Origin of the sequence: Martinezella lusitana (assembly GCF_016901135.1) — a bacterium.
Taxonomy (GTDB): Bacteria; Pseudomonadota; Alphaproteobacteria; order Rhizobiales; family Rhizobiaceae; genus Rhizobium; species Rhizobium lusitanum_D.
Genome location: NZ_JAFEVL010000073.1, coordinates 253,375 through 274,815, shown reverse-complemented (window position 1 = coordinate 274,815; position 21,441 = coordinate 253,375). Strand labels below are relative to the sequence as shown.

The window sequence follows — 21,441 nt, the reverse complement described above, 5'->3', positions numbered from 1 at the left end:
CGGAGAACAAGACGTGATGGCGGATTTCTGGACTTGGCAGCTTACCCCACAGACAGCGCTGGCAGCCCTCGTCATCGGCTACCTGCTCGGCTCCATTCCGTTCGGCCTCTTGCTGACGCGCATGGCCGGTCTCGGCGACGTCCGCAAGATCGGCTCGGGCAATATCGGCGCGACCAATGTGCTGCGCACCGGCAACAAGGGGCTTGCGGTCGCCACCCTGCTGCTCGACGCCTTCAAGGCCACCGTCGCCGTGTTGATCGTCGCGCATTTCTTCGGCAATGACGCGGCGGTGCTCGCCGGTTTCGCGGCCTTCATCGGCCACATCTTCCCGGTCTGGATCGGCTTCAAGGGCGGCAAGGGCGTCGCGACCTATCTGGGCATCCTGCTCGGACTGGCGCCACTGATGGCCTTGATTTTCGCCATCGTCTGGCTGGCCATCGCCTTCACCACCCGTTACTCCTCGCTCTCCGCGCTGGTTGCAACCCTTGTCATCCCGGTTGTATTGTGGATACTGGGCGTCGACAAGATCGCCGGCGCCATGGCGCTGATGACCGTCATCTCCTGGTACAAACACAGGGCCAACATCGCCCGGCTGACAGCCGGAACGGAAGGCAAGATCGGAGCGAAGGGGTTCGGAGCGAAGGGGTAATGGATACAGGCAGCGCAAGACGAACTGGGGTTGCGCTGACCGAAAAACAAAGGATCGCCTGGCTCAGGCTCATCCGCTCCGACAATGTCGGACCATCCACCTTTCGCGATCTCATCAATCACTACGGCTCCGCAGAAGCTGCGCTTGCCATGCTGCCGGAGCTTTCCCAGCGCGGCGGCTCGACGCGGGCGATCCGCATTGCCGACGAGCGGGATGCGCTGCGGGAACTGGAAGCCGCGCGTCGGTTCGGCGCACGCTTCGTCGGTATCGGCGAGCCGGACTATCCGCCGGCGCTCCGCGAGATCGACGGCGCGCCGCCGCTTCTTGCGGTCAAGGGCAATGTGCCGACGGCAACCCGTCCGGCAATCGGCATCGTCGGCTCGCGCAATGCCTCGATCAGTGGCGCCAAGTTCACGGCCATGATTGCCCGCACCTGTGGCGAGGCCGGATATGCCGTCGTCTCCGGCCTTGCCCGCGGCATCGATACGGCAGCCCATCGCGCCAGCCTCGAGACCGGCACGATCGCCGCCATGGCCGGCGGGCTGGATCAGCCCTACCCGCCGGAGAATATCGGCCTGCTCAACGACATATGGGACGGCAACGGGCTCGCCGTCAGCGAGATGCCGTTCGGATGGGAGCCACGGGCTCGCGACTTCCCGCGCCGCAACCGGCTGATATCGGGCATCTCGCTCGGCGTCGTCGTCATCGAGGCCGCAACCCGCTCCGGCTCGCTCATCACAGCGCGCCTTGCCGGCGAATTCGGCCGGCTGGTCTTTGCCGTTCCCGGCTCGCCGCTCGATCCGCGCTGCGAAGGCACCAACGGTCTGCTGAAGGACGGCGCGATGATCGTGACCACGCCGCACGATATCGTTGAGGCGCTGCGGCCGCTGGCCGAGCCCGATCTCTTCCGCCCGCGTCCCGCCGCAGCTCCTGTCGAACGGAGCAAGCCGCTCTCGACACCGCCCGCTGATGCGGAGCGTGATCACATCGTCGATGCGCTCGGGCCGACGCCGGTCGAGATCGACGACATCGTCAGGCATACCGGCCTGCCGATATCCTCGATCCATTCCGTCCTTCTCGAGCTGGACATGGCCGGCCGGCTGCATCGCCATCCCGGCGGGCTCGTGTCGCTCTCCATGCTGGATTGAAAACTGTGACGCGCATACCAATTCTAAGCATCGCATCGTCGCGCCAGGCGCAAAAATTGACATCGCCTCTTGACCGCGACGATTTCCCTGTCCATGTCGAAGGGCCGGGAAGACGAAAAAACTCGGCTTCTCCCGTGCCTTGTTTCGGCACGACCTCCTATTCAGAGACTTAATGATGAACGTTGTAGTGGTAGAATCGCCTGCCAAGGCTAAGACAATCAACAAATATCTGGGACCCGGATATAAGGTTCTTGCCTCCTTCGGCCATGTGCGTGACCTGCCCGCCAAAGACGGTTCGGTGCTGCCGGACCAGGACTTCGAAATGCTCTGGGAAGTCGATAGCGCTTCGCAAAAGCGCATGAAGGACATCGCCGACGCGGTGAAATCAGCCGACGGCCTGTTTCTCGCGACCGACCCGGATCGCGAAGGCGAAGCGATTTCCTGGCATGTGCTCGACCTGCTCAACAAGAAGCGCGTCATCAACGGCAAGCCGGTAAAGCGCGTCGTCTTTAATGCCATCACCAAGAAGGCCGTGCTCGACGCGATGGCCGACCCGCGCGATATCGACGTGCCGCTGGTCGACGCCTACCTAGCCCGCCGCGCCCTCGATTATCTCGTCGGCTTCAATCTGTCGCCGGTGTTGTGGCGCAAGCTGCCTGGCGCCCGCTCGGCCGGCCGCGTGCAGTCCGTCGCGCTTCGTCTCGTCTGCGACCGTGAATCCGAGATAGAGCGCTTCATTTCGGAAGAATACTGGAACCTTTCGGCCATCCTGAAGACGCCGCGCGGCGACGAATTCGAAGCCCGTCTGGTGACTGCTGATGGCAAGCGCCTGCAGCCGCGTTCGATCGGCAACGGCGAAGATGCCGGCAAGCTGAAGGCGCTGCTGGAGGGCGCCGCCTATGTCGTCGACAGCGTCGAGGCAAAGCCGGTCAAGCGCAATCCGAGCCCGCCTTTCACCACCTCCACCTTGCAGCAGGCCGCCTCCTCCAAGCTCGGCTTCTCGGCCTCGCGCACCATGCAGGTCGCGCAGAAGCTCTATGAAGGTGTCGATATCGGCGGCGAGACTGTCGGTCTCATTACCTATATGCGTACGGATGGCGTGCAGATGGCGCCGGAAGCGATCGACGCGGCACGCGTTGCGATCGCCGATCAATTCGGCAACCGTTACCTGCCGGAAAAGGCTCGCTTCTATTCGACCAAGGCAAAGAACGCCCAGGAAGCGCACGAAGCAATCCGCCCCACCGATTTCGATCGCGTCCCGGATCGCGTGCGCAAATTCCTCGATGCCGACCAGCTGAGGCTCTACGACCTGATCTGGAAGCGCGGCATCGCCAGCCAGATGGCCTCCGCCGAGATCGAGCGCACCACCGTCGAGATCCTGGCCGACAATGCCGGCCAGAAGGCTGGCCTGCGCGCCGTCGGCTCCGTGATCCGCTTTGACGGCTTCATTGCCGCCTACACCGACCAGAAGGAAGACGGCGAGCAGAGCGACGATGCCGACGACGAAGATGGCCGTCTGCCCGAGATCAATGCGCGTGAAAACCTCGCAAAGCAGAAGATCAATTCGACACAGCATTTCACCGAACCGCCGCCGCGCTATTCGGAAGCGTCGCTGATCAAGAAGATGGAAGAACTCGGCATCGGTCGTCCGTCGACCTATGCCGCGACGCTGGCGACGCTGCGCGACCGCGACTATGTGACGATCGACAAGCGCAAGCTGGTGCCGCAGGCCAAGGGCCGGCTGGTGACCGCTTTCCTCGAAAGCTTCTTCACCAAATACGTCGAATATGATTTCACCGCCGATCTCGAAGAGAAGCTCGACCGCATCTCAGCTGGCGAATTGAACTGGAAAGACGTGTTACGCGATTTCTGGCGCGATTTCTTCGCCCAGATCGAGGACACCAAGGAGCTGCGCGTCACCAATGTGCTCGACGCGCTGAACGAGGCGCTGGCGCCGCTGGTCTTCCCGAAACGGGAAGACGGCAGCGATCCGCGCATCTGCCAGGTCTGCGGCACGGGCAACCTGTCGCTGAAGCTCGGCAAGTACGGTGCTTTCGTCGGCTGCTCGAACTATCCGGAATGCAACTATACGCGCCAGCTTTCCTCGGAAGGCGGTGCGGAGGCCGAATCCACCGGGCTGAACGAGCCGAAGGCACTCGGCACGGATCCGGTCACCGGCGAAGAGTTGACGCTGCGGTCCGGCCGCTTCGGACCCTATATCCAGCGCGGCGATGGCAAGGATGCCAAGCGCGCCTCGCTACCGAAGGGCTGGAAGCCCGAGGATATCGATTACGAGAAGGCGATGGCGTTGATCTCGCTGCCGCGCGACATCGGCAAGCATCCGGAAAGCGGCAAGATGATCTCATCCGGCATCGGCCGCTACGGGCCATTCCTGCTGCATGACGGCAGCTATGCCAATCTCGAAACCGTCGAGGATGTCTTCACCGTCGGCCTGAACCGCGCCGTCACAGTACTTGCCGAAAAACAGAGCAAGGCAGGTGGTGGAGCACGCGGCGGCACGCCGGCGGCATTGAAGGATCTCGGCGCGCATCCGGACGGCGGCGGCTCGATTACCGTTCGTGACGGGAAATACGGCCCCTATGTCAACTGGGGCAAAGTTAACGCCACCCTGCCGAAAGGCACGGACCCGCAGGCGATCACAGTCGAGGAAGCCCTGGCTCTGATCGTTGCAAAGGCCGGCAGGGGCGGCGGCACGACGAAGAAGGCGCCTGCCAAGGCAAAGACTGCGGCCGCCGGCGCAAAAGTGACGAAAACGACCGCCAAGCCGAAAGCTGCTGCAAAGAAGCCTGCGGCCAAGACGACAGTGAAAAAGAAGAGTGCAGAGTGAGCAGAAAACCACGCGGCAGGATTCCATCGTCGGAACGACGTTCCGGCAAGCCGGGCCGCGCCGATAAGGCAGGCGGCGACGCCGAACCGATGATGGCGATCATCCATGGCACGTTGCCGCCACGCGAAGTCATCCTGCGCTTCATCGCCGAGCATCCGCAGCAGGCCTCCAAGCGCGAACTTGCCAAGGCCTTCGGATTGAAGGGTGAGAGCCGTGTCGAGCTGAAGAACCTGCTGCGCGAACTCGAAGAAGACGGCATGGTGCAGAAGAGCCGCAAGTCGCTCATCCGCCCGGGCGCGCTGCCGCCGATCGCCGTTCTCGATATCACCACGCGCGACAAGGATGGCGGATTGATCGGCCGCCCCGCTGAATGGGCTGAGGAAAACGGCGTGGCGCCGGCCGTGATGATCAAGCAATCCTCCTCACCCGCCGGCCGCAACGGCAAGGGCAAGGCGCCCGTCGCCGGCATGGGCGACCGCATCCTTGCCAAGATCTTCCCGGCGGTGGATCGTGGCGGTCCGGCCTATACCGCGCGCATCATCAAGGTCATCGACAAGCGGAAGGGAGCCTCCATGGGCGTCTTTCGCGAGACGCCGGGCGGCGGCGGCCGGCTGATGCCGATCGAACGGCGCGGCGAGGAAATGGTGATCGATCCGGAATACACCGGTGATGCCAAGGACGGCGATCTGGTCGAAGTCGAAGTGGCCCGCCTCGGCCGTTTCGGCCTGCCGCGCGCCAAGGTGTTGTCGGTCGTCGGCTCCGTCGCTTCGGAAAAGGCGATCTCGATGATCGCCATTCACGCCCACGGCATTCCGCACGTATTCCCAGCCGCCGTGATCGCGGAGGCCGATGCCGCCAAGCCCGCGACCATGTCGCATCGCGAGGATTGGCGCAGCCTGCCGCTGATCACCATCGATCCGGCCGATGCCAAGGACCATGATGACGCCGTCTACGCTGAAATGGATCCCTCGCCCGACAATCCCGACGGCATTATCGTCACCGTCGCCATTGCCGACGTCTCCTGGTATGTGCGCCCCAATTCCCCACTCGACCGCGAGGCGCTGAAGCGAGGCAACTCGGTCTATTTCCCTGACCGTGTCGTGCCGATGCTTCCCGAGCGCATCTCCAACGATCTCTGCTCGCTCAAGGAAGGCGTCGATCGTCCCGCCCTCGCCGTCCGGATGATCTTCTCCAGAGAAGGCCGCAAGGCCGGACACACCTTTCATCGCATCATGATGAAGAGCGCCGCCAAGCTTTCCTACCAGCAGGCGCAGGCGGCCATCGACGGCCAGACCGACGACAAGACCGGGCCGATGCTGGAGCCGATCCTCAGGCCGCTCTGGCACGCTTATGAAATCCTGAAGAAGGGCCGCGAGCGACGCCAGCCGCTCGAACTGGACATGCCGGAGCGCAAGATCCTGCTGAAGCCTGACGGCACGGTCGATCGCGTCGTCGTGCCGCCGCGTCTCGATGCGCACAAGCTCATCGAAGAAATGATGATCCAGGCGAACGTGGCTGCGGCCGAGACGCTGGAGAAGAGGAAACAGGCACTTATCTACCGCATCCACGACGGCCCGACGCTCGCCAAGCAGGAAGTGCTGCGCGAATTCCTGGCGACACTCGGCATATCGCTGCCCAAGGGCGGCAATGTCAGGGCCAACAGCTTCAACGGCATCCTGGCGAAAGCTCAGGATACGCCGCATCAGACCATGGTCAACGAGATGGTGCTGCGCTCGCAGAGCCAGGCGATCTACAGCCCTGACAATATCGGGCATTTCGGCCTGAACCTGATGAAATACGCCCACTTCACGTCTCCCATCCGCCGTTATGCGGATCTGATCGTACATCGCGCGCTCGTCGGCTCGCTTGGCCTCGGCGAAGGTGGAATCACGTCGGATGAGGAAGCAGTGCTCGACGATATCGCAGCGGAAATCTCGACATTCGAGCGCCGCGCCATGGCGGCGGAACGCGAGACGGTCGACCGGCTGATCGCGCATCATCTCGCCGGGCGCGTCGGGGCGGAATTCGCCGCACGCGTCGGCGGTGTCACCAAGTCGGGACTTTTTGTCACCCTGCCGGAGTATGGCGCAGACGGTTTCATCCCTATATCTACGCTCGGCACCGATTACTTCATCTATGACGAAGCGCATCAGGCGCTGACCGGCGAGAAGACGGGGCTCGGTTATCGCCTTGGCGACGAGGTGACCGTACGGCTGGTGGAGGCCGTGCCGCTTGCCGGAGCGCTGCGCTTCGAAATGCTGAGCGACGGACGGTCGATGCCGACGGCGGTACGCTCTTTCCATAAGGCGACCCGCCGCAATCAAAATCAGGCGCGCAAGGCGCCGGGCACGAGACCACCGCGCGGCCGCCGGTAAGGGACGGCGCCGCCAGGAAGGAAGAGCATTCATGACGGGCAGCCCATCCGACCCCACCATGCGCTATGGTGGCGCAGACGAAAGCGAGCGCCCGCTCGGGCGATCGATTTCCCGTGGCATGCTGAACCGCTGCCCACGCTGCGGCACCGGCAAACTCTTCGGTGCCTTCCTGAAGCCGGTCGATCGTTGCGCCGTGTGCGACGAGGAGATTTTCCATCAACGCGCCGACGATCTGCCGCCCTATCTGGTGATCCTGGTTCTCGGCCATATCGTCGTCGGCGGCTACATGCTGACGGACATGGCCTTCAATCTGCCGATGTGGGTCCATCTCGCCATCTGGGCACCGATCACGGTGATCGCGGCGCTTGCGATCATACAGCCCATCAAAGGCGGGGTCATCGGCCTGCAATGGGCGCTCCGCATGCATGGCTTCGGTGGCCATGACGACAGTCCGGACGACTGGGACCAGGGAAACAGCCGGTCGTGAAAGCCACATGCCAGCCCAGGTCGCTCGCCCGCGCGGCAGGCAGAACTCGCCTTGCGCCGCTACGCCCTTTGGTCACGGCCAATATCGATTCGCCGTATATTCGGGATTCAGCGGAGCTGGTTTGCCGGCGACGGCTTGACATGGACAGCGTTTCTTGTCTGAACATGCCGGGCGTCGAAAGGATCATTCCGGGGGATATGACCGATCTCATGAAAGCCGACCCGTCACCTGAATTTGGCCGTGCCGTGCCTTTCTATATCCCACGTGCCAATCGATTCGCCCGCCACGCGCTCCAAGGATCCGTTTATGCTTGAACCGACGAACGGCAAGACCGGCCATGTCGAAGAAATTCACTGGCCCTCGCTCGTCGCAGCTATCGCGTCCGTGTCCGCCGTAGGCATTGCCATTGGGTTGGGCCTGCCGCTTCTCAGCATCATTCTGGAAAAGCGCGGCGTCTCCTCAAGCCTGATCGGGGTCAACACCGCGATGATGGGAGTGGCGTCGATGCTCGCCGCGGTCATCACGACAAAACTCGCGCATCGCTTCGGCGTCGTGCAGACGATGATCTGGGCGGTCATGCTCTCCGCGCTGAGCTCGCTGGGCTTCTACTACGCGGAAAACCTGCTGCTGTGGTTTCCGCTGCGTATCCTGTTCCACGGGTCGACGACGACTCTGTTCATCCTGTCGGAATTCTGGATCAATGCGGCTTCGCCGCCTTCCAAGCGCGGTTTCGTGCTCGGCCTCTATTCCACGGTCTTCTCCCTCGGCTTTGCAGCCGGCCCCCTGCTCTTCTCGCTTGTCGGCAGCGAAGGGCTCATGCCCTTCGCCATCGGCGCCTGCATCATCCTGGCAGCCGCCATCCCGATCTTCATTGCGCGCAACGAAAGCCCGGTCGTCGACGAAAAGCCTGAGCTGCATTTCGTCCGCTACATCTTCCTGGTCCCGACGGCCACCGCGGCAGTGTTCGTGTTCGGCGCCGTCACCGTCGGCGGCGGCTCGTTGTTTACCAGCTATGCCACGCGCCTCGGCTTCAACGAATCACAGGCCGCGTTGCTCCTGACCGTCATGGGCGTCGGTAATTTCGTCTTCCAGATCCCCTTGGGGCTGCTTGCCGACCGCATGCGCGACAAGCGGCCATTGCTCTCGATCATGGCCACCATCGGCTTGGTGGGCGCGCTCCTGCTGCCGTCTCTGTCCTCGAACTGGATTATTCTCGCGGTCATTCTGCTCTTCTGGGGCGGCTGTGTTTCCGGCATGTACACGGTAGGCCTCAGCCATCTTGGCACGCGCCTGACCGGAGCGGATCTCGTGGCCGCCAATGCGGCCTTCGTTTTCTGTTATGCCATCGGCATGGTTCTCGGGCCGCCGACGATCGGCACGGCCATGGATTTGGTCAACCCCAGCGGCTTTGCCTGGGCTGTTGCCTTTTTCTTCGGCCTTTATGTCCTGCTTTCGGGGATACGATTGCTTTTCATGGGCAACAGAGGTTGACTTTTCGGGCGCGATTTGTATTTTCGCGCCAGAATTCGCCGTGGACCTCCGCACTGGCCGTCCACGGCGTTCATTTTTATTAAAGGCAGGACGACTATGGCCAAGGCTACCACTATCAAGATCAAGCTGCTGTCGACGGCCGACACAGGTTTCTTCTACGTCACGACGAAGAACAGCCGTACGATGACGGACAAGATGACGAAGACGAAGTACGACCCGGTTGCTAAGAAGCATGTCGAGTTCAAGGAAACGAAGATCAAGTGAGTTTCCTAAACTTCTGGTTACAAAAGGCGCAACCGAGAGGTTAGCGCCTTTTTTGTTTTTAATAACGTTTTCCCGACGCAGAGCTTGACTGTGCTTCATAAGGCAAGAAGAGCTAAAATATAGATCCCTTGTATTCGTCGAGAAAGAAAAAACGCCGCCTTCGAAAAACCGAAGAGCGGCGTCTTAAGTTGGGGGCCGGCTAGCCTGCAAAACGGCACGAGGAACCGTTTATATTGCACGCCAGCCGACCGACCCCACGACCCAGGAGATGCGGCGGACCTGAGCATCATGGGGTATCTCGAACCCATACGGGCTGTCTGTGTACGAGACTAAATTCGCGCGAAATCGAAAGAAAATCAACAAATTCTTAATGATAAAAAATTGCTCTCTGGTCGGATGGTTAAAATTCCCAACTTCGCCGGAAGGAATCTTCTGCAAGATTCACAATTCAAAAGCGAAGATATCTGAAGAGGAAAGAGATAACTTTCGCATATGCAACAAATTCCGAATACAGATATTTAAGAACATTTGAACACGTTAATTATTATCAATTAACGCGCAGTTCTTCCGCTATTTTCTCCTAATAACGCCGCATACTTTACATATCAGTACAGAGAATCAGCTATAAATATCCCCAAATATTCCATTAATTCAAGTATTTCCTCAAATAAAAAATAAAAATACCAAATTTATCCTATGCCATAATCCGGAGGACATACCGCAAGGGTGCAAAGATTAAAAAATCTTAATCATTGTTCAAAACTTGGGAATGCCCCTCAATATTGAGGGAAGGATCTCATCTAGAGTGATTTGTTCTCGATCAGGCCGCTGAAGCTACAACCCGATTGCGCCCCGCCCTTTTAGCTTCATAAAGCGCAAGATCGGCCTGTTTCATCAGCTGCTCCGGCGTTTCGACCGTTTCCAAACGGCACGAGATCCCGAAGGAGGCCGTAATGTTAAGAGCAACGCCGGATTCCCGTAGCTTCACGGGCATATTTTCTACCGATGCGCGCAAGCGTTCCGCGACGGCGGACGCCACTTCAGCAGACGTATCAGGCATGACGACGACGAATTCCTCTCCGCCGTAGCGGCAAGCCAGATCGGCGCCGCGTACGGTCGACCGCATACGGGTGGCGAATTCCTTGAGCACTTCGTCACCGGCATCATGGCCGTAGGTATCGTTGACCTGTTTGAATCGATCGATATCGGCGATCAGAACCGAGAGCGGTCGCCCCCGCGCCAGCGAACGGTTGAAAAGGATCTTCAGGTGATTGTCGAGATAGCGCCTGTTGTTCAGCCCGGTCAGCGCGTCGGTGACGGCAAGTTCAATGGTCTGCTGCACGCTGGCCCGCAGACGGTCGTTATAGCGCTTGCGCCGTATCTGCGTCAGGCAGCGGGCGACCAACTCGTTCGGATCGATCGGCCGGACGATGTAATCGTTGACACCGAGATCGAGCGCACGGACGATCATCTCGTCTGCGCCCTGCTCCGTCACCAGCAAGACAGGCAGGAAGCGCGTACGCTCCAGCGAGCGGAGCTGCGAGCAAAGCCGCAGCGGGTCATAGTCGTCAAAATTCGAATTCACGATGACGAGCTCGAACGGCCGTTCGGCTGCCTCGAACAAGGCGGCCTGCGGATCGGACATCGCCATGACCTGGGCGATCGGCTTGAGCGTGCGGATGATCCGCTCCTGCGAATTGGCGCGGCCGTCGACCAGAAGCACATTGCCGGTTTCGTCAGCGCGGCCATCACCGACCCGCAGCAGGTCGTCGATACCGAAATTACGGGCGGTCTCATTGCGCATACGCAGCTCGTCGCTGAGCGTCTTCAAACGAAGCAGGCTCTTGACGCGCGAAATGAGCTGCAGGTCGTTGACCGGCTTGGTCAGGAAATCGTCGGCTCCGGCTTTCAGGCCGCGCACGCGATCGGCGGGCTGATCCAGCGCCGTGACCATGATCACGGGGATATGCGCGGTGCGCGGATCGGACTTCAGGCGCTCGCACACTTCGAACCCGTCCATGCCCGGCATCATGATATCGAGAAGGATGAGATCGACCTGGGCGCCCCCGCAGATGGCAAGTGCTTTCGATCCATCCTCCGCCGTCAGCACCTCGAAATACTCGGCCAGCAGTCGCGCCTCGAGAAGCTTCACATTCGCTGGAATATCGTCAACCACCAGGATGCGCGCGGTCATCAGCTTTTCCCCACGCTCAGGCGTCGCCCAAATAAGTCTTGATGGTTTCAATAAATTTCGGGACGGAAATCGGCTTCGAGACATAGGCCTCGCATCCGCCCTGGCGAATGCGCTCTTCGTCGCCCTTCATGGCAAAGGCCGTGACCGCGATCACCGGAATGACGTGCAGATCATCGTCCTCCTTGAGCCATTTGGTCACTTCTAGCCCGGAAACTTCCGGAAGCTGGATATCCATAAGGATCAGGTCCGGGCGATGTTTGCGAGCAAGATCAAGCGCTTCCATGCCGTTTCGGGTCTGGATCGTGGTGTAGCCGGACGCCTCGATCAGATCGCGAAAGAGCTTCATATTCAGCTCATTGTCTTCTACAATCATCACTTGCTTAGGCATGGAAAGCTGTCCCTGCATCCGGTATTGCATCTATTCTCTCAAAATATAGGGTCGTGAGAAATCGATTCCAGAAATACTTGAATCGGATACTACCGGGATTTGGTTGAAAAATAGGTAATTCGTCCGTCGAAATGCAAAGTAACTTCAAGAACCCGAAGAAGAATGCGGCGGCGCCGCAGGAGACAGCGATCGCCGTGCTCGGCTGGCTGGCCAACGAACCGGATATGTTCAGCCGCTTCCTGGCGCTCACCGGCGTCGAGCCGGCACAGGTGCGCAACGCCATCAACGAGCCGGCCTTTCTTGCGGGCATGCTCGACTTTCTGATGAACCATGAGCCGACATTGCTGGCTTTCTGCGAGGCCAGCGGCATACCGCCGGAGGCCGTCGCGGCTGCGTCGGCGCATTTCTCGCCGCCCGGCCTTGCCTCCGGAGAATACTGACCATGGATGCCCCGCTCGAATTCGACACATCGCATATCCGCCTCCAGGATCGGCCGTTGATCGTCTGCGATGTCGATGATGTCGTACTGCATTTCTTTGCGCCTTTCTTGCTCTTCATCAATGCCGAAGGGCATGAATTCCTGCCGCGGTCCTTCAGGCTGACGGGCAACATCATCTCCAAAGCCGATGGAACGGTGCTGGAAGAAAAGGACGTCCATCGGCTGATCGAAGCGTTCTTCGAGGCCCAGGAGCAATGGCAGACGCCGCTTGATCGCGTCATCGATACCCTCGGCGGTTTTTCGAAGGACGCCGACATCGTTTTTCTCACGGCCATGCCGCCGCAATTCTCGACCCAGCGACGCCGCCTTCTCGACAGGCTCGGCCTTGCCTATCCGCTGCTTGCATCGCTGCAGCCGAAAGGGCCGATCGTGCAGTCGCTGCATGGAAGGCGCACACTGCCGGTCGCCTTCGTCGACGACATGGCGCACAATCTGCATTCGGTCGGCGAGCATGTCCCGGATTGCCTCCTGATCAACCTGAAGCCGGATTCCATCGTCCATCGCATGGCGCCGGCCGTGGCAGCGGGCATCGCCGCGGCGAACGAATGGAGCCAGGCAGCACCGCTGATCCAGGCGCATATCGCTCGCTGAGACCGCCGGCCCCACCATCAGAGAACAAGGCGCATCAGCGGTCGCCCATCCTTGCGCTTGGCGACCTCGGAAAATCCGGCCGTCTCAAATATGCGCTGCGAGCCGACATAAAGACCGACGGACTTCGATTGCTTGGTGCGTTCGATCGGACAGCCCTCGAGCAGGCGCGCGCCGGAAGCCTTGGCGAAATTCACCGCTTCCGACAGCATGCGATGGCTGTGCCCTTTGCCGCGATCGCGCGAATTCATGAAGAAGCAGCTCACGGCCCAGACCGAGCCATCCTCGGCGTCGGCCGGATCGAGCGGCCGCGACACTGTTTTCGCAGAGTTCCATTGCGGCAGCTCCGAGCGCGGACCGACCTGCACCCAGGCAACCGGGCGCTCGTCGATATAGCCGAGAAGACCCGGCGGCGGTCCGGCCGCAACGCGCTCTTCAATGAACCGCTTCTTTGCCGCCCCGTCCATCGTCTTGCGCTGCGATGTTGGAATGCGAAAATGGGTGCACCAGCAGCCATAGCAGGCGCCGCTCGGCCCGAAGAGTGTCTCGAAATCGCCCCAGCGATCCGGCGTCAATGGTCGCACACTTAAATCCTGCACCCCTTCCCCCTTCGCTGTTTTCCGGCTTGAGACTCGCGAGCTTAGAACATAAGGTGGCGATGTTCAATTTTTGTTCTCGCTCGATGACCCCTGCGCCCGATAAGATTTCCGGTTTCTGTCGCGATTGCTTGAGCGAGCAATCGGCCGTGCGGACGCGCTGCCGGGCCTGCGGCAGTCCTCGCCTCGTCTATCACCGCGAACTCTATGCGTTGACCCTGGCGCACATCGATTGCGACGCCTTCTATGCCTCGATCGAGAAGCGGGATAATCCGGAATTGGCCGACAAGCCGGTCATTATCGGCGGCGGCAAGCGCGGCGTCGTCTCCACTGCCTGCTACATCGCCCGCATTCACGGGGTGCGGTCTGCCATGCCGATGTTCAAAGCCTTGGAAGCGTGTCCTCAGGCTGTCGTCATCCGCCCCAACATGGAAAAATATGTTCGCGTCGGCCGCGAGGTTCGCACGTTGATGCAGGAACTGACGCCGTTGGTGCAGCCGCTTTCGATCGACGAGGCCTTTCTGGAGCTCGACGGCACGCAACGGCTTCACCATGATCCGCCGGCCCGCATCCTGGCAAAATTCGCCCGACGCGTGGAGCAGGAAATCGGCATCACCATCTCGGTCGGCCTCTCCTATTGCAAATTCCTCGCCAAGGTCGCCTCCGACCTGCAGAAGCCGCGCGGCTTTTCCGTCATCGGCCAAGAAGAAGCTGTTGCGTTTCTGGAGCCGCGCCCGGTGACAACAATCTGGGGCGTCGGCAAGGCCTTTGCCGCAACGCTGGAAAGCGACGGCATCCGCACCATAGGCCAGCTGCAAACCATGGAGGAAGGTGACCTCATGCGCCGCTATGGTGTCATCGGCCAGCGGCTTTCCCGCCTGTCGCGCGGCATCGACGACCGCACGGTGCATCCGAACGAAGCGGCAAAGAGCGTATCGTCGGAAACGACCTTCTTCGAGGATATCTCCCGCCATGACGATCTGGTGCCGATCCTGCGCGACCTCTCGGAGAAGGTCTCGCGCCGGCTGAAGCGCAGCGACATTGCCGGCCACACCGTCGTGCTGAAGCTGAAAACATCAGACTTCAAGAGCCGAACCCGCAATCGCCGCCTGGAGGATCCGACGCAGCTTGCCGATCGAATTTTCCGCACCGGCTTGCGCCTGCTTGAAGCCGAGACCGACGGCACGAAGTTCCGCCTCATCGGCATCGGCGTCACCGATCTTTGCGATGCGGCCCGCGCCGATCCACCCGATCTGATCGATGCACAGGCAACACGCCGGGCCGCTGCCGAAGCTGCTATGGACAAGCTCAGAGAAAAATTCGGTAACAAGACGGTCGAGACCGGTTACACTTTCGGCGGCAAACGCGAGAGATAACAAAGCCTTACGATATAGTCACCATGTAGTGACACTCTTGCGCGCCAGCGGATGACCGCGCTTCCCGCGCGAATCTTCGCGTTAGAAAGATCTGATTCAATCTTTTTTGGTAAATTTCTATTAGCACTTCGTCTCTGTGACTTCCGAACGGCGCGGATCCGCCGTCGATTGTGTTTTGCGTACGGGTTCCTATGCGTCTATCCGCTGTATCGACCATCCTCCTTGCTTGCCTGACGATATCGGGCTGCGCCGCCAGAGGCGAGCGCGAAGCCGCGCAAGCAAGCGCGCCTTCCAAGGAAACGACCAGTTCCATAACAAAGAATGGCGCTGCGGTGCCGACGGTCGAAATCGGCGAAACCGTCTCGCGCGTCGAACGGCAGCAAGCTCTGGCGACGTCGCTGCCAGCCGAGGTCCGGCCAGACGCATTCATGCCGTCGGACCAGGGTGACGATGACGTTCCAGTGCCGCTGCAACGGCCGCTCGCCATGCTCTCGCCGTCGAACCCGATGCCCCGCGCGATGCGGCAAGAGCCGATGCAGATCTATTCTCACCGCTTCCGCGATGCCAAGCCGATCAACTTCGGCACCACCTCACCCAGGAAACTGGCCGTGCATGGCGTCGACGTCTCGCGCTGGCAGGGCGACATCGACTGGGATACGCTGCGCACGCAGGGCGCCAACTTCGTCTACATCAAGGCGACCGATGGCGGCGACCACCTCGACCCCATGTTCAAGGCCAACTGGCGTGCCGCCCGTGAAGCCGGGCTCAAGCACGGCGCCTACCACTTCTTCTATTGGTGCCGGACTGCCGGCGAGCAGGCCGATTGGTTCATCCGCAACGTTCCGAAGGAGGCAGGAGCCCTGCCGCCGGTGATCGACGTGGAGTGGAACGGCGAGTCGAGCTGCAAGCGTCGGCCGACGCGCGAGCAGGTGCTGGCGAAGATGCAGGTCTTCATGGACAAGCTGGAGAGATATTACGGCCAACGCCCGATCGTCTATACGGCTCCGGATTTCTATCGCGACAACCTGCGCGGCGAATTGCTCGATTATCCCTTCTGGCTGCGCTCCGTGGCCGCCCATCCCTCCAAGGTCTATCCCGGCCGGAAGTGGCTGTTCTGGCAATATTCCGGCTCCGGCGTTTCGCATGGCGTCGACGGCAGGATCGACCTCAACGCCTTCCACGGCAACGAGGAAGAGTGGCATAGCTGGGTGGCATCCAGCGTGCGTTGACGCCTCTATCCCTTGCCAACGGATTGTCACTGAACGGGGCGGGCTGCCCCGTTTTAGCGCTGCGGCAGATGATCGGCACAACAAAGAAGCATCCGGTTTTCGGCAACCCGATAAAGCGCGTCCTCTCAGCAAGTCTTCCTTAAACTTCGAAGTCTAACCTTAGCCGATACGAGTATTGCGTTTTTGGTTTGTGTGTCTATGAAGCCGTTTTTGTTGCTTGGGCTCGGGCTGCTCTCAGCCACCGCCCTTTCCCATCCTTCCTTTGCCGCATCGGATGCGCGCACCCTGCAGATCGTCGTGTCGAAGGACAGGCAATCGCTTGCCGTCTATGACGGCGACCAGGTGGTGGCGACGTCTAAGGTCTCGACCGGCAAACGCGGCCATACGACACCGAGCGGCATATTCTCCATCCTTGAGAAAAAGGTCTATCACGAGTCCAATCTCTATTCGGCCGCGCCCATGCCCTACATGCAGAGGCTGACCTGGTCCGGCATTGCGCTGCACGAATCCAACTCCGTTCCGAACTATCCAGCCTCCCATGGCTGCGTGCGCATGCCCAAGGCCTTTGCCAAGATGCTCTACCAGATGACCGAGCGCGGCGTGCATGTCGTCATCGCCGACCGGCCGCTGGTGCCGCAGCCTTTCGAAAGCACCATGCTGTTCCAGCCGCAAGCCGCTCCGCCTCCGGCTCTGTTCTCAGGCATCGAATTGCGTCCCATGACGGCAAGCTTCCTGCCGCAGGCGCAGCCGCTGCAGGTTGCCACGAACGACGTCACCTCGATCCAGATCCCGCAGGCGCAAGCGAGTCTCGCTCCGCCCGTCGATCAGTCGCCGCTCAGCATTCTGATCACTCGGCGCGGATTGCGCGAGAATGTTCGCGACCTTCAGGGCCTGTTGAACGGCATGGGCTTTATGGCCGGCACGCCGGACGGCATGCTCGGGCCGGCGACCGTGCAGGCGATCGAAGACTTCAGGAAGGCGCATGACATCAAGACGACGGGCGGACTTGTCAGTCCGGCGCTCCTGAAGGCTGTCTATGCCGCAGCCGGCAAGGGCGAGCCGCCGAACGGCGCGATCATGATTCGCCAGAGCTTCAAGCCGCTCTTTGAGGCGCCCGCCATCATCGCCGAGCCGCAAGAGGCGCTCGGCGTACATTTCTTCACCGCCAATACGATCGACCGCATCAGCGGCAAGGCCGACTGGTTTGGCATGACCCTTGACGACGATCTTACCAGGGAGGCGAAGAAGCGGCTCGGCATCACCAGCGAGGCGCAAGCGCAATCGCTCGATGCCGCCGGACAGGCACTTGGCCGGATCAGCATTCCCGACGAGGTGCGCCACCGCATCGAGGACCTGCTGACGCCGGGTTCGTCGCTGACGATTTCCGATACCGGCGTCGGCCCGGAGACCGGCAACGAGACCGATTTCATCACCATCACCAATGGCGGCGCGCTCGGCAAAAAAGGCTAGACGAGTTCGACATCGATGACGCCGGGAGCCGTGCGCAATGCGGCGGCGATTTCCGGCGTGATGCGGTATTTCTCCGGCAGCGCCACCTCGACCTCGCGCATGCCTTCTTCCTTGATGACGATGAAGGAGACGAGGCCGTCGCCCTTGGCATTGAGATGGGCGGCAACCGCTTTCAGCGGCCCGGAATCACGGATGTAGACGCGCAGCGCCTTCTGCATCTGCAGCGACTTCTCTTCCAGCGACTGCGCCGTCTGCAGACGCAGGCTGATGCCTTCCGGGCGCTCGTCCGCCTGAGCCGTGATGACGAAGGATTTTCCGACTTCGAGCACGTCGCGATATTGATTGAGCGTCTCCGAGAAGAGCACGGCTTCGAACTGGCCTGACGCATCCGAGAAGACGAAGATGCCCATCTTGTTGCCGGTGCGCGTCTTGCGTTCCTGCTTCGAGATCACCGTACCGGCGAGGCGACCGTTACTCGCCCCCTGCTTCACCGCAGCCGAAAAATCGGCGAAGTTCTGCACGCGCATCTTGTCGAGCACGCTCTTGTAGGTATCGAGCGGATGGGCGGTCAGATAGAAGCCAAGCACCTGGAATTCGCGCAGCAAGCGCTCCGAGGCAAGCCACGGCGTATAGGGCGGGAATGCGATTTTCTCTGGTCCCGACGCGGCACTTCCGAACATGTCGTGCTGACCGCTGCGCTTGTTTTCCTGTGCCACTTGCGCATAGCCCATGATCCGGTCCAGCCCGCCGATCAGCTGCGACCGGTCGATGTCGAAGCAATCGAAGGCGCCGGCGGAAATCAGGCTTTCGAGAACACGACGGTTGATCTGCTTCGGATCGATGCGCAGGCAGAAATCCTCGATGCCGGCGAAAGGCTGATCGCCGCGCACCTCGACAATGTGCTCCACGGCGGATTCGCCGACACCCTTGATAGCGGCCAGCGCATAATAGATGCGGTTTTCGCCCGTTTCGAAATGGCGGAACGACGTCTGGACCGAGGGCGCGATGACCTCAATGCCCAGGCGTTTGGCATCCTGGCGGAAGTCGTTGACCTTTTCCGTGTTGGCCATGTCGAGCGTCATCGACGCCGCCAGGAACTCCACCGGATAATGCGCCTTCATGTAGGCCGTCTGGTAGGAGACGATGGCATAGGCGGCGGCATGCGACTTGTTGAAGCCGTAATTGGCGAACTTGGCCAGCAGTTCGAAGATGACGTCGGCCTGTCCCTTGGACACCTCGTTCTTGATGGCACCATCGACGAAGCGCTCGCGCTGCTGGTCCATCTCCGCCTTGATCTTCTTGCCCATGGCGCGGCGCAGAAGGTCGGCTTCGCCGAGCGAGTAGCCCGAGAGCACCTGGGCGACCTGCATCACCTGCTCCTGGTAGACGATGACGCCCTGCGTCTCCTTCAAGAGGTAATCGATCTTCGGATGAATCGATTCGATCTCTTCCTCGCCGTGCTTGCGGGCATTGTAGACCGGGATGTTTTCCATCGGACCGGGGCGATAGAGCGCCACGAGAGCGATGATGTCCTCGATACAGTCTGGCCGCATGCCGATGAGGGCCTTGCGCATGCCCGCACTTTCCACCTGGAACACGCCGACCGTCTCGCCGCGCGAGAGCATGTCATAAGTCGGCTTGTCCTCCAGCGGGATGCTGGCGAGATCGATCGAGATACCGCGTTTGGCGACGAAATCGACTGCTGTCTTCAGGACCGTCAGCGTCTTCAGGCCGAGGAAGTCGAACTTCACCAGGCCGGCCTGCTCGACCCACTTCATGTTGAACTGGGTGACCGGCATGTCCGAGCGCGGATCGCGATACATCGGCACCAGCTTGGAGAGCGGCCGGTCGCCGATGACGATGCCGGCGGCATGCGTCGAGGCATGGCGGTAGAGGCCTTCGATCTTCTGGGCGATATCGAGCAGGCGGGCGACGACCGGTTCCTTGTCCGCCTCCTCCTGCAGGCGCGGCTCTTCCTCGATCGCCTTGCTGAGCGGTGTCGGATTGGCGGGATTGTTCGGCACCAGCTTGCAGATTTTGTCGACTTGGCCGTAGGGCATCTCCAGCACGCGGCCGACGTCGCGAAGGGCGGCGCGCGCCTGCAGCGAACCGAAGGTGATGATCTGCGCCACCTGCTCGCGGCCATACTTGGCCTGCACGTAGCGGATCACTTCTTCGCGCCGATCCTGGCAGAAGTCGATATCGAAGTCCGGCATCGACACGCGTGATGGATTGAGGAAGCGCTCGAACAGCAGCGAGAAGCGCAGCGGATCGACGTCGGTGATCGTCAGCGCGTAAGCAACCAGCGAGCCCGCGCCCGAACCACGGCCCGGACCGACCGGAATATCATGCCGCTTGGCCCATTTGATGAAATCAGCAACGATCAGGAAGTAGCCGGGGAATTTCATACCCTCGATAACGCTGAGCTCGAATTCCAACCGCTCCCGATAGTCCTTTTCCACATAGCCCGGCGCCATGCCGAGCGAAGCGAGACGCTGATCGAGCCCTTCGACCGCCTGGGCGCGCAACTCCGCGGATTCGGCGCGATCGGCCCCCTCCTCATCGGCGGCGGCGCCGGTGAAGCGCGGGAGGATCGGCGCGCGCGTTTTCAGGACGAACGAGCAGCGGCGGGCGATCTCAACGGTATTCTCCAGCGCCTCGGGCAGGTTGGAGAACAGCTGCGCCATCTCGGCCCGGCTCTTGAGATAATGGTCCGGCGTCAGGCGGAAACGCGTATCGTCCGAGACGATGGCATTGTGGGCGACCGCCATCAGGGCGTCGTGGGCATCATAGTCGTCGCGGGTGGGGAAAAAAGCCTCGTTGGTGGCAACCAGCGGAAGCGCATGCTCATAAGCGAGTGCGAGCATCTTCTGTTCGTGACGGCGATCATAGGTGCCGTGGCGCTGCAGCTCGACATAGAGCCTGTCGCCGAACAGCCGCTTCAGCGTCAGCAGCCGGGACAGCGCCTGTGGCGCATGCCCCTCTTTCAGCGCTATATCGACCGGCCCGCCGAGCGAACCGGTAAGCGCGATCATGCCCTCGGTGCCGATCTCCTCCAGCCACGAGGCGGTGATGTGAACGGCATGATTGCCTTCGCCGCCGAGGTAGGCGCGGCTGACCAGATCGACAAGACGCTCATAGCCCCGCTCCGTGGCGGCGAGCAGGACAATGGACGGCAGCTTGGCAAGGGCCTGTTGCGGCCCGCGCTTTTCGCCCTCGCCGCCATCCTCCATGTCGATCGACACCTGGCAACCGATGATCGGCTGCAGCCCCTCCTCCATCGCCTTCTGGGAGAACTCCAGGGCGACGAAGAGGTTGTTGGTATCGGTGATGGCAATAGCCGGCTGACTGTCGCCGGTGGCCTTGGCTAGTATCTTCTTGAGCGGCAGCGCGCCCTCAAGCAGGGAATAGGCGGAATGAACCCGGAGATGCACGAATTCCGGCGCCTCGCCAACCGGCGCAATCGCTGCACCGCTGCCACCCTTATCCGCCATCTCATACCCTTCCGCATGCCTGAATGAATCACCACCATTCTCGGCATTGCGGACGACAAAGTCCATGAGTTGCTCCCATCAACCCCGGGGGCAACGCGCTCGCATGGGAATAAAATTCACATCGCCATCATGATGAGGGAAAAGCTGGCGACGAACATCACGATGGAGGTGAATGCTGCAACGTCTCGAATGATATCGGTCATTTACGCGCTCCTTACTCGTTATGTTTCTTTTTTGTTCTATTTTTGTTCGAGAGTCAATAGATGCATCAATAAATTTCATCGTCCGATTTTTCGTCTTGCCGATGGACGCTCGAACAGCCCGAGGCTATGCAGGAGCAAAGGG

General features: G+C 60.9%; 16 protein-coding genes. 12 read left to right on the top strand and 4 right to left on the bottom strand.

Annotated features, from left to right (window positions below; all coding sequences use genetic code 11):
• Nucleotides 1-16: 16 nt before the first annotated feature.
• The 7 genes from plsY to rpmG all read left to right on the top strand — a co-directional run bounded on the left by plsY (nt 17) and on the right by rpmG (nt 9,262).
• Nucleotides 17-649, top strand: a complete 633-nt coding sequence (plsY, locus tag JTP94_RS30950) for a glycerol-3-phosphate 1-O-acyltransferase PlsY (RefSeq protein ID WP_210384338.1) — start codon at nt 17-19, stop codon at nt 647-649.
• Nucleotides 649-1,797, top strand: coding sequence for a DNA-processing protein DprA (gene dprA / locus JTP94_RS30945; RefSeq protein WP_204854212.1), 1,149 nt, complete (start codon nt 649-651; stop codon nt 1,795-1,797). Before plsY ends, dprA begins: the two co-directional genes overlap by 1 nt.
• Nucleotides 1,798-1,972: 175 nt before the next feature.
• Entirely contained in the window at nt 1,973-4,645 is a 2,673-nt protein-coding gene (gene topA / locus JTP94_RS30940) for a type I DNA topoisomerase (protein WP_204854211.1), read from the top strand.
• Nucleotides 4,642-7,020 carry a ribonuclease R gene (gene rnr / locus JTP94_RS30935; protein WP_204854210.1) on the top strand — a complete coding sequence of 793 codons (2,379 nt, stop codon included), beginning with the start codon at nt 4,642-4,644 and terminating at the stop codon, nt 7,018-7,020. The genes topA and rnr overlap by 4 nt, the downstream gene beginning before the upstream one ends.
• Before the next feature lie 31 nt (nt 7,021-7,051).
• Nucleotides 7,052-7,507, top strand: a complete 456-nt coding sequence (locus JTP94_RS30930) for a DUF983 domain-containing protein (RefSeq protein ID WP_204854209.1) — start codon at nt 7,052-7,054, stop codon at nt 7,505-7,507.
• 306 nt (nt 7,508-7,813) lie between these two features.
• Nucleotides 7,814-8,998 (top strand): MFS transporter, encoded by a 1,185-nt coding sequence (locus JTP94_RS30925; RefSeq protein ID WP_204854208.1) that lies wholly within the window; start codon nt 7,814-7,816, stop codon nt 8,996-8,998.
• A 96-nt stretch (nt 8,999-9,094) separates the two neighbouring features.
• On the top strand, nt 9,095-9,262 hold the full coding sequence (gene rpmG / locus JTP94_RS30920) for a 50S ribosomal protein L33 (RefSeq protein ID WP_003547442.1): 168 nt from the start codon (nt 9,095-9,097) through the stop codon (nt 9,260-9,262).
• Nucleotides 9,263-10,082: 820 nt separating this feature from the next.
• Here rpmG and JTP94_RS30915 read toward each other — a convergent pair.
• Entirely contained in the window at nt 10,083-11,456 is a 1,374-nt protein-coding gene (locus tag JTP94_RS30915; protein ID WP_204854207.1) for a PleD family two-component system response regulator, read from the bottom strand.
• A gap of 16 nt (nt 11,457-11,472) precedes the next feature.
• Complete coding sequence (locus JTP94_RS30910) at nt 11,473-11,844, bottom strand: response regulator (RefSeq protein WP_028754034.1); 372 nt, start codon at nt 11,842-11,844, stop codon at nt 11,473-11,475.
• Between the two features lie 131 nt (nt 11,845-11,975).
• Between JTP94_RS30910 and JTP94_RS30905 the strand changes: the two genes are divergently transcribed.
• Complete coding sequence (locus JTP94_RS30905; RefSeq protein ID WP_034507480.1) at nt 11,976-12,284, top strand: DUF3572 domain-containing protein; 309 nt, start codon at nt 11,976-11,978, stop codon at nt 12,282-12,284.
• A gap of 2 nt (nt 12,285-12,286) precedes the next feature.
• Entirely contained in the window at nt 12,287-12,934 is a 648-nt protein-coding gene (locus JTP94_RS30900; RefSeq protein WP_204854206.1) for a hypothetical protein, read from the top strand.
• A 17-nt stretch (nt 12,935-12,951) separates the two neighbouring features.
• On the opposite strand, the gene JTP94_RS30895 is transcribed toward JTP94_RS30900, so the two are convergent.
• Nucleotides 12,952-13,530 carry a GNAT family N-acetyltransferase gene (locus tag JTP94_RS30895; protein ID WP_204854205.1) on the bottom strand — a complete coding sequence of 193 codons (579 nt, stop codon included), beginning with the start codon at nt 13,528-13,530 and terminating at the stop codon, nt 12,952-12,954.
• 83 nt (nt 13,531-13,613) lie between these two features.
• On the opposite strand from JTP94_RS30895, the gene JTP94_RS30890 reads away from it, so the two are divergent.
• The 3 genes from JTP94_RS30890 to JTP94_RS30880 all read left to right on the top strand — a co-directional run bounded on the left by JTP94_RS30890 (nt 13,614) and on the right by JTP94_RS30880 (nt 17,602).
• A complete protein-coding gene (locus JTP94_RS30890) occupies nt 13,614-14,903 on the top strand; it encodes a DNA polymerase IV (RefSeq protein WP_204854204.1) in 1,290 nt (429 codons plus the stop codon).
• Nucleotides 14,904-15,094: 191 nt separating this feature from the next.
• Entirely contained in the window at nt 15,095-16,132 is a 1,038-nt protein-coding gene (locus JTP94_RS30885) for a GH25 family lysozyme (protein WP_204854203.1), read from the top strand.
• A 198-nt stretch (nt 16,133-16,330) separates the two neighbouring features.
• A complete protein-coding gene (locus tag JTP94_RS30880) occupies nt 16,331-17,602 on the top strand; it encodes a L,D-transpeptidase family protein (protein WP_204854202.1) in 1,272 nt (423 codons plus the stop codon).
• On the opposite strand, the gene dnaE is transcribed toward JTP94_RS30880, so the two are convergent.
• A complete protein-coding gene (gene dnaE, locus JTP94_RS30875) occupies nt 17,599-21,096 on the bottom strand; it encodes a DNA polymerase III subunit alpha (protein ID WP_204854319.1) in 3,498 nt (1,165 codons plus the stop codon). The genes JTP94_RS30880 and dnaE overlap by 4 nt on opposite strands.
• Nucleotides 21,097-21,441: the final 345 nt, after the last annotated feature.

Bases quoted from the DNA above. Each gene is read 5' to 3' on its own strand.
- JTP94_RS30930 (WP_204854209.1), top strand. From the start codon at position 7,052: ATGACGGGCAGCCCATCCGACCCCACCATGCGCTATGGTGGCGCAGAC.
- JTP94_RS30890 (WP_204854204.1), top strand. From the start codon at position 13,614: ATGACCCCTGCGCCCGATAAGATTTCCGGTTTCTGTCGCGATTGCTTG.
- JTP94_RS30910 (WP_028754034.1), bottom strand. From the start codon at position 11,844: ATGCCTAAGCAAGTGATGATTGTAGAAGACAATGAGCTGAATATGAAG.
- JTP94_RS30905 (WP_034507480.1), top strand. From the start codon at position 11,976: ATGCAAAGTAACTTCAAGAACCCGAAGAAGAATGCGGCGGCGCCGCAG.
- dprA (WP_204854212.1), top strand. From the start codon at position 649: ATGGATACAGGCAGCGCAAGACGAACTGGGGTTGCGCTGACCGAAAAA.
- JTP94_RS30925 (WP_204854208.1), top strand. From the start codon at position 7,814: ATGCTTGAACCGACGAACGGCAAGACCGGCCATGTCGAAGAAATTCAC.
- rpmG (WP_003547442.1), top strand. From the start codon at position 9,095: ATGGCCAAGGCTACCACTATCAAGATCAAGCTGCTGTCGACGGCCGAC.
- JTP94_RS30880 (WP_204854202.1), top strand. From the start codon at position 16,331: ATGAAGCCGTTTTTGTTGCTTGGGCTCGGGCTGCTCTCAGCCACCGCC.
- JTP94_RS30900 (WP_204854206.1), top strand. From the start codon at position 12,287: ATGGATGCCCCGCTCGAATTCGACACATCGCATATCCGCCTCCAGGAT.
- JTP94_RS30915 (WP_204854207.1), bottom strand. From the start codon at position 11,456: ATGACCGCGCGCATCCTGGTGGTTGACGATATTCCAGCGAATGTGAAG.
- topA (WP_204854211.1), top strand. From the start codon at position 1,973: ATGAACGTTGTAGTGGTAGAATCGCCTGCCAAGGCTAAGACAATCAAC.
- plsY (WP_210384338.1), top strand. From the start codon at position 17: ATGGCGGATTTCTGGACTTGGCAGCTTACCCCACAGACAGCGCTGGCA.
- dnaE (WP_204854319.1), bottom strand. From the start codon at position 21,096: ATGGCGGATAAGGGTGGCAGCGGTGCAGCGATTGCGCCGGTTGGCGAG.
- JTP94_RS30885 (WP_204854203.1), top strand. From the start codon at position 15,095: ATGCGTCTATCCGCTGTATCGACCATCCTCCTTGCTTGCCTGACGATA.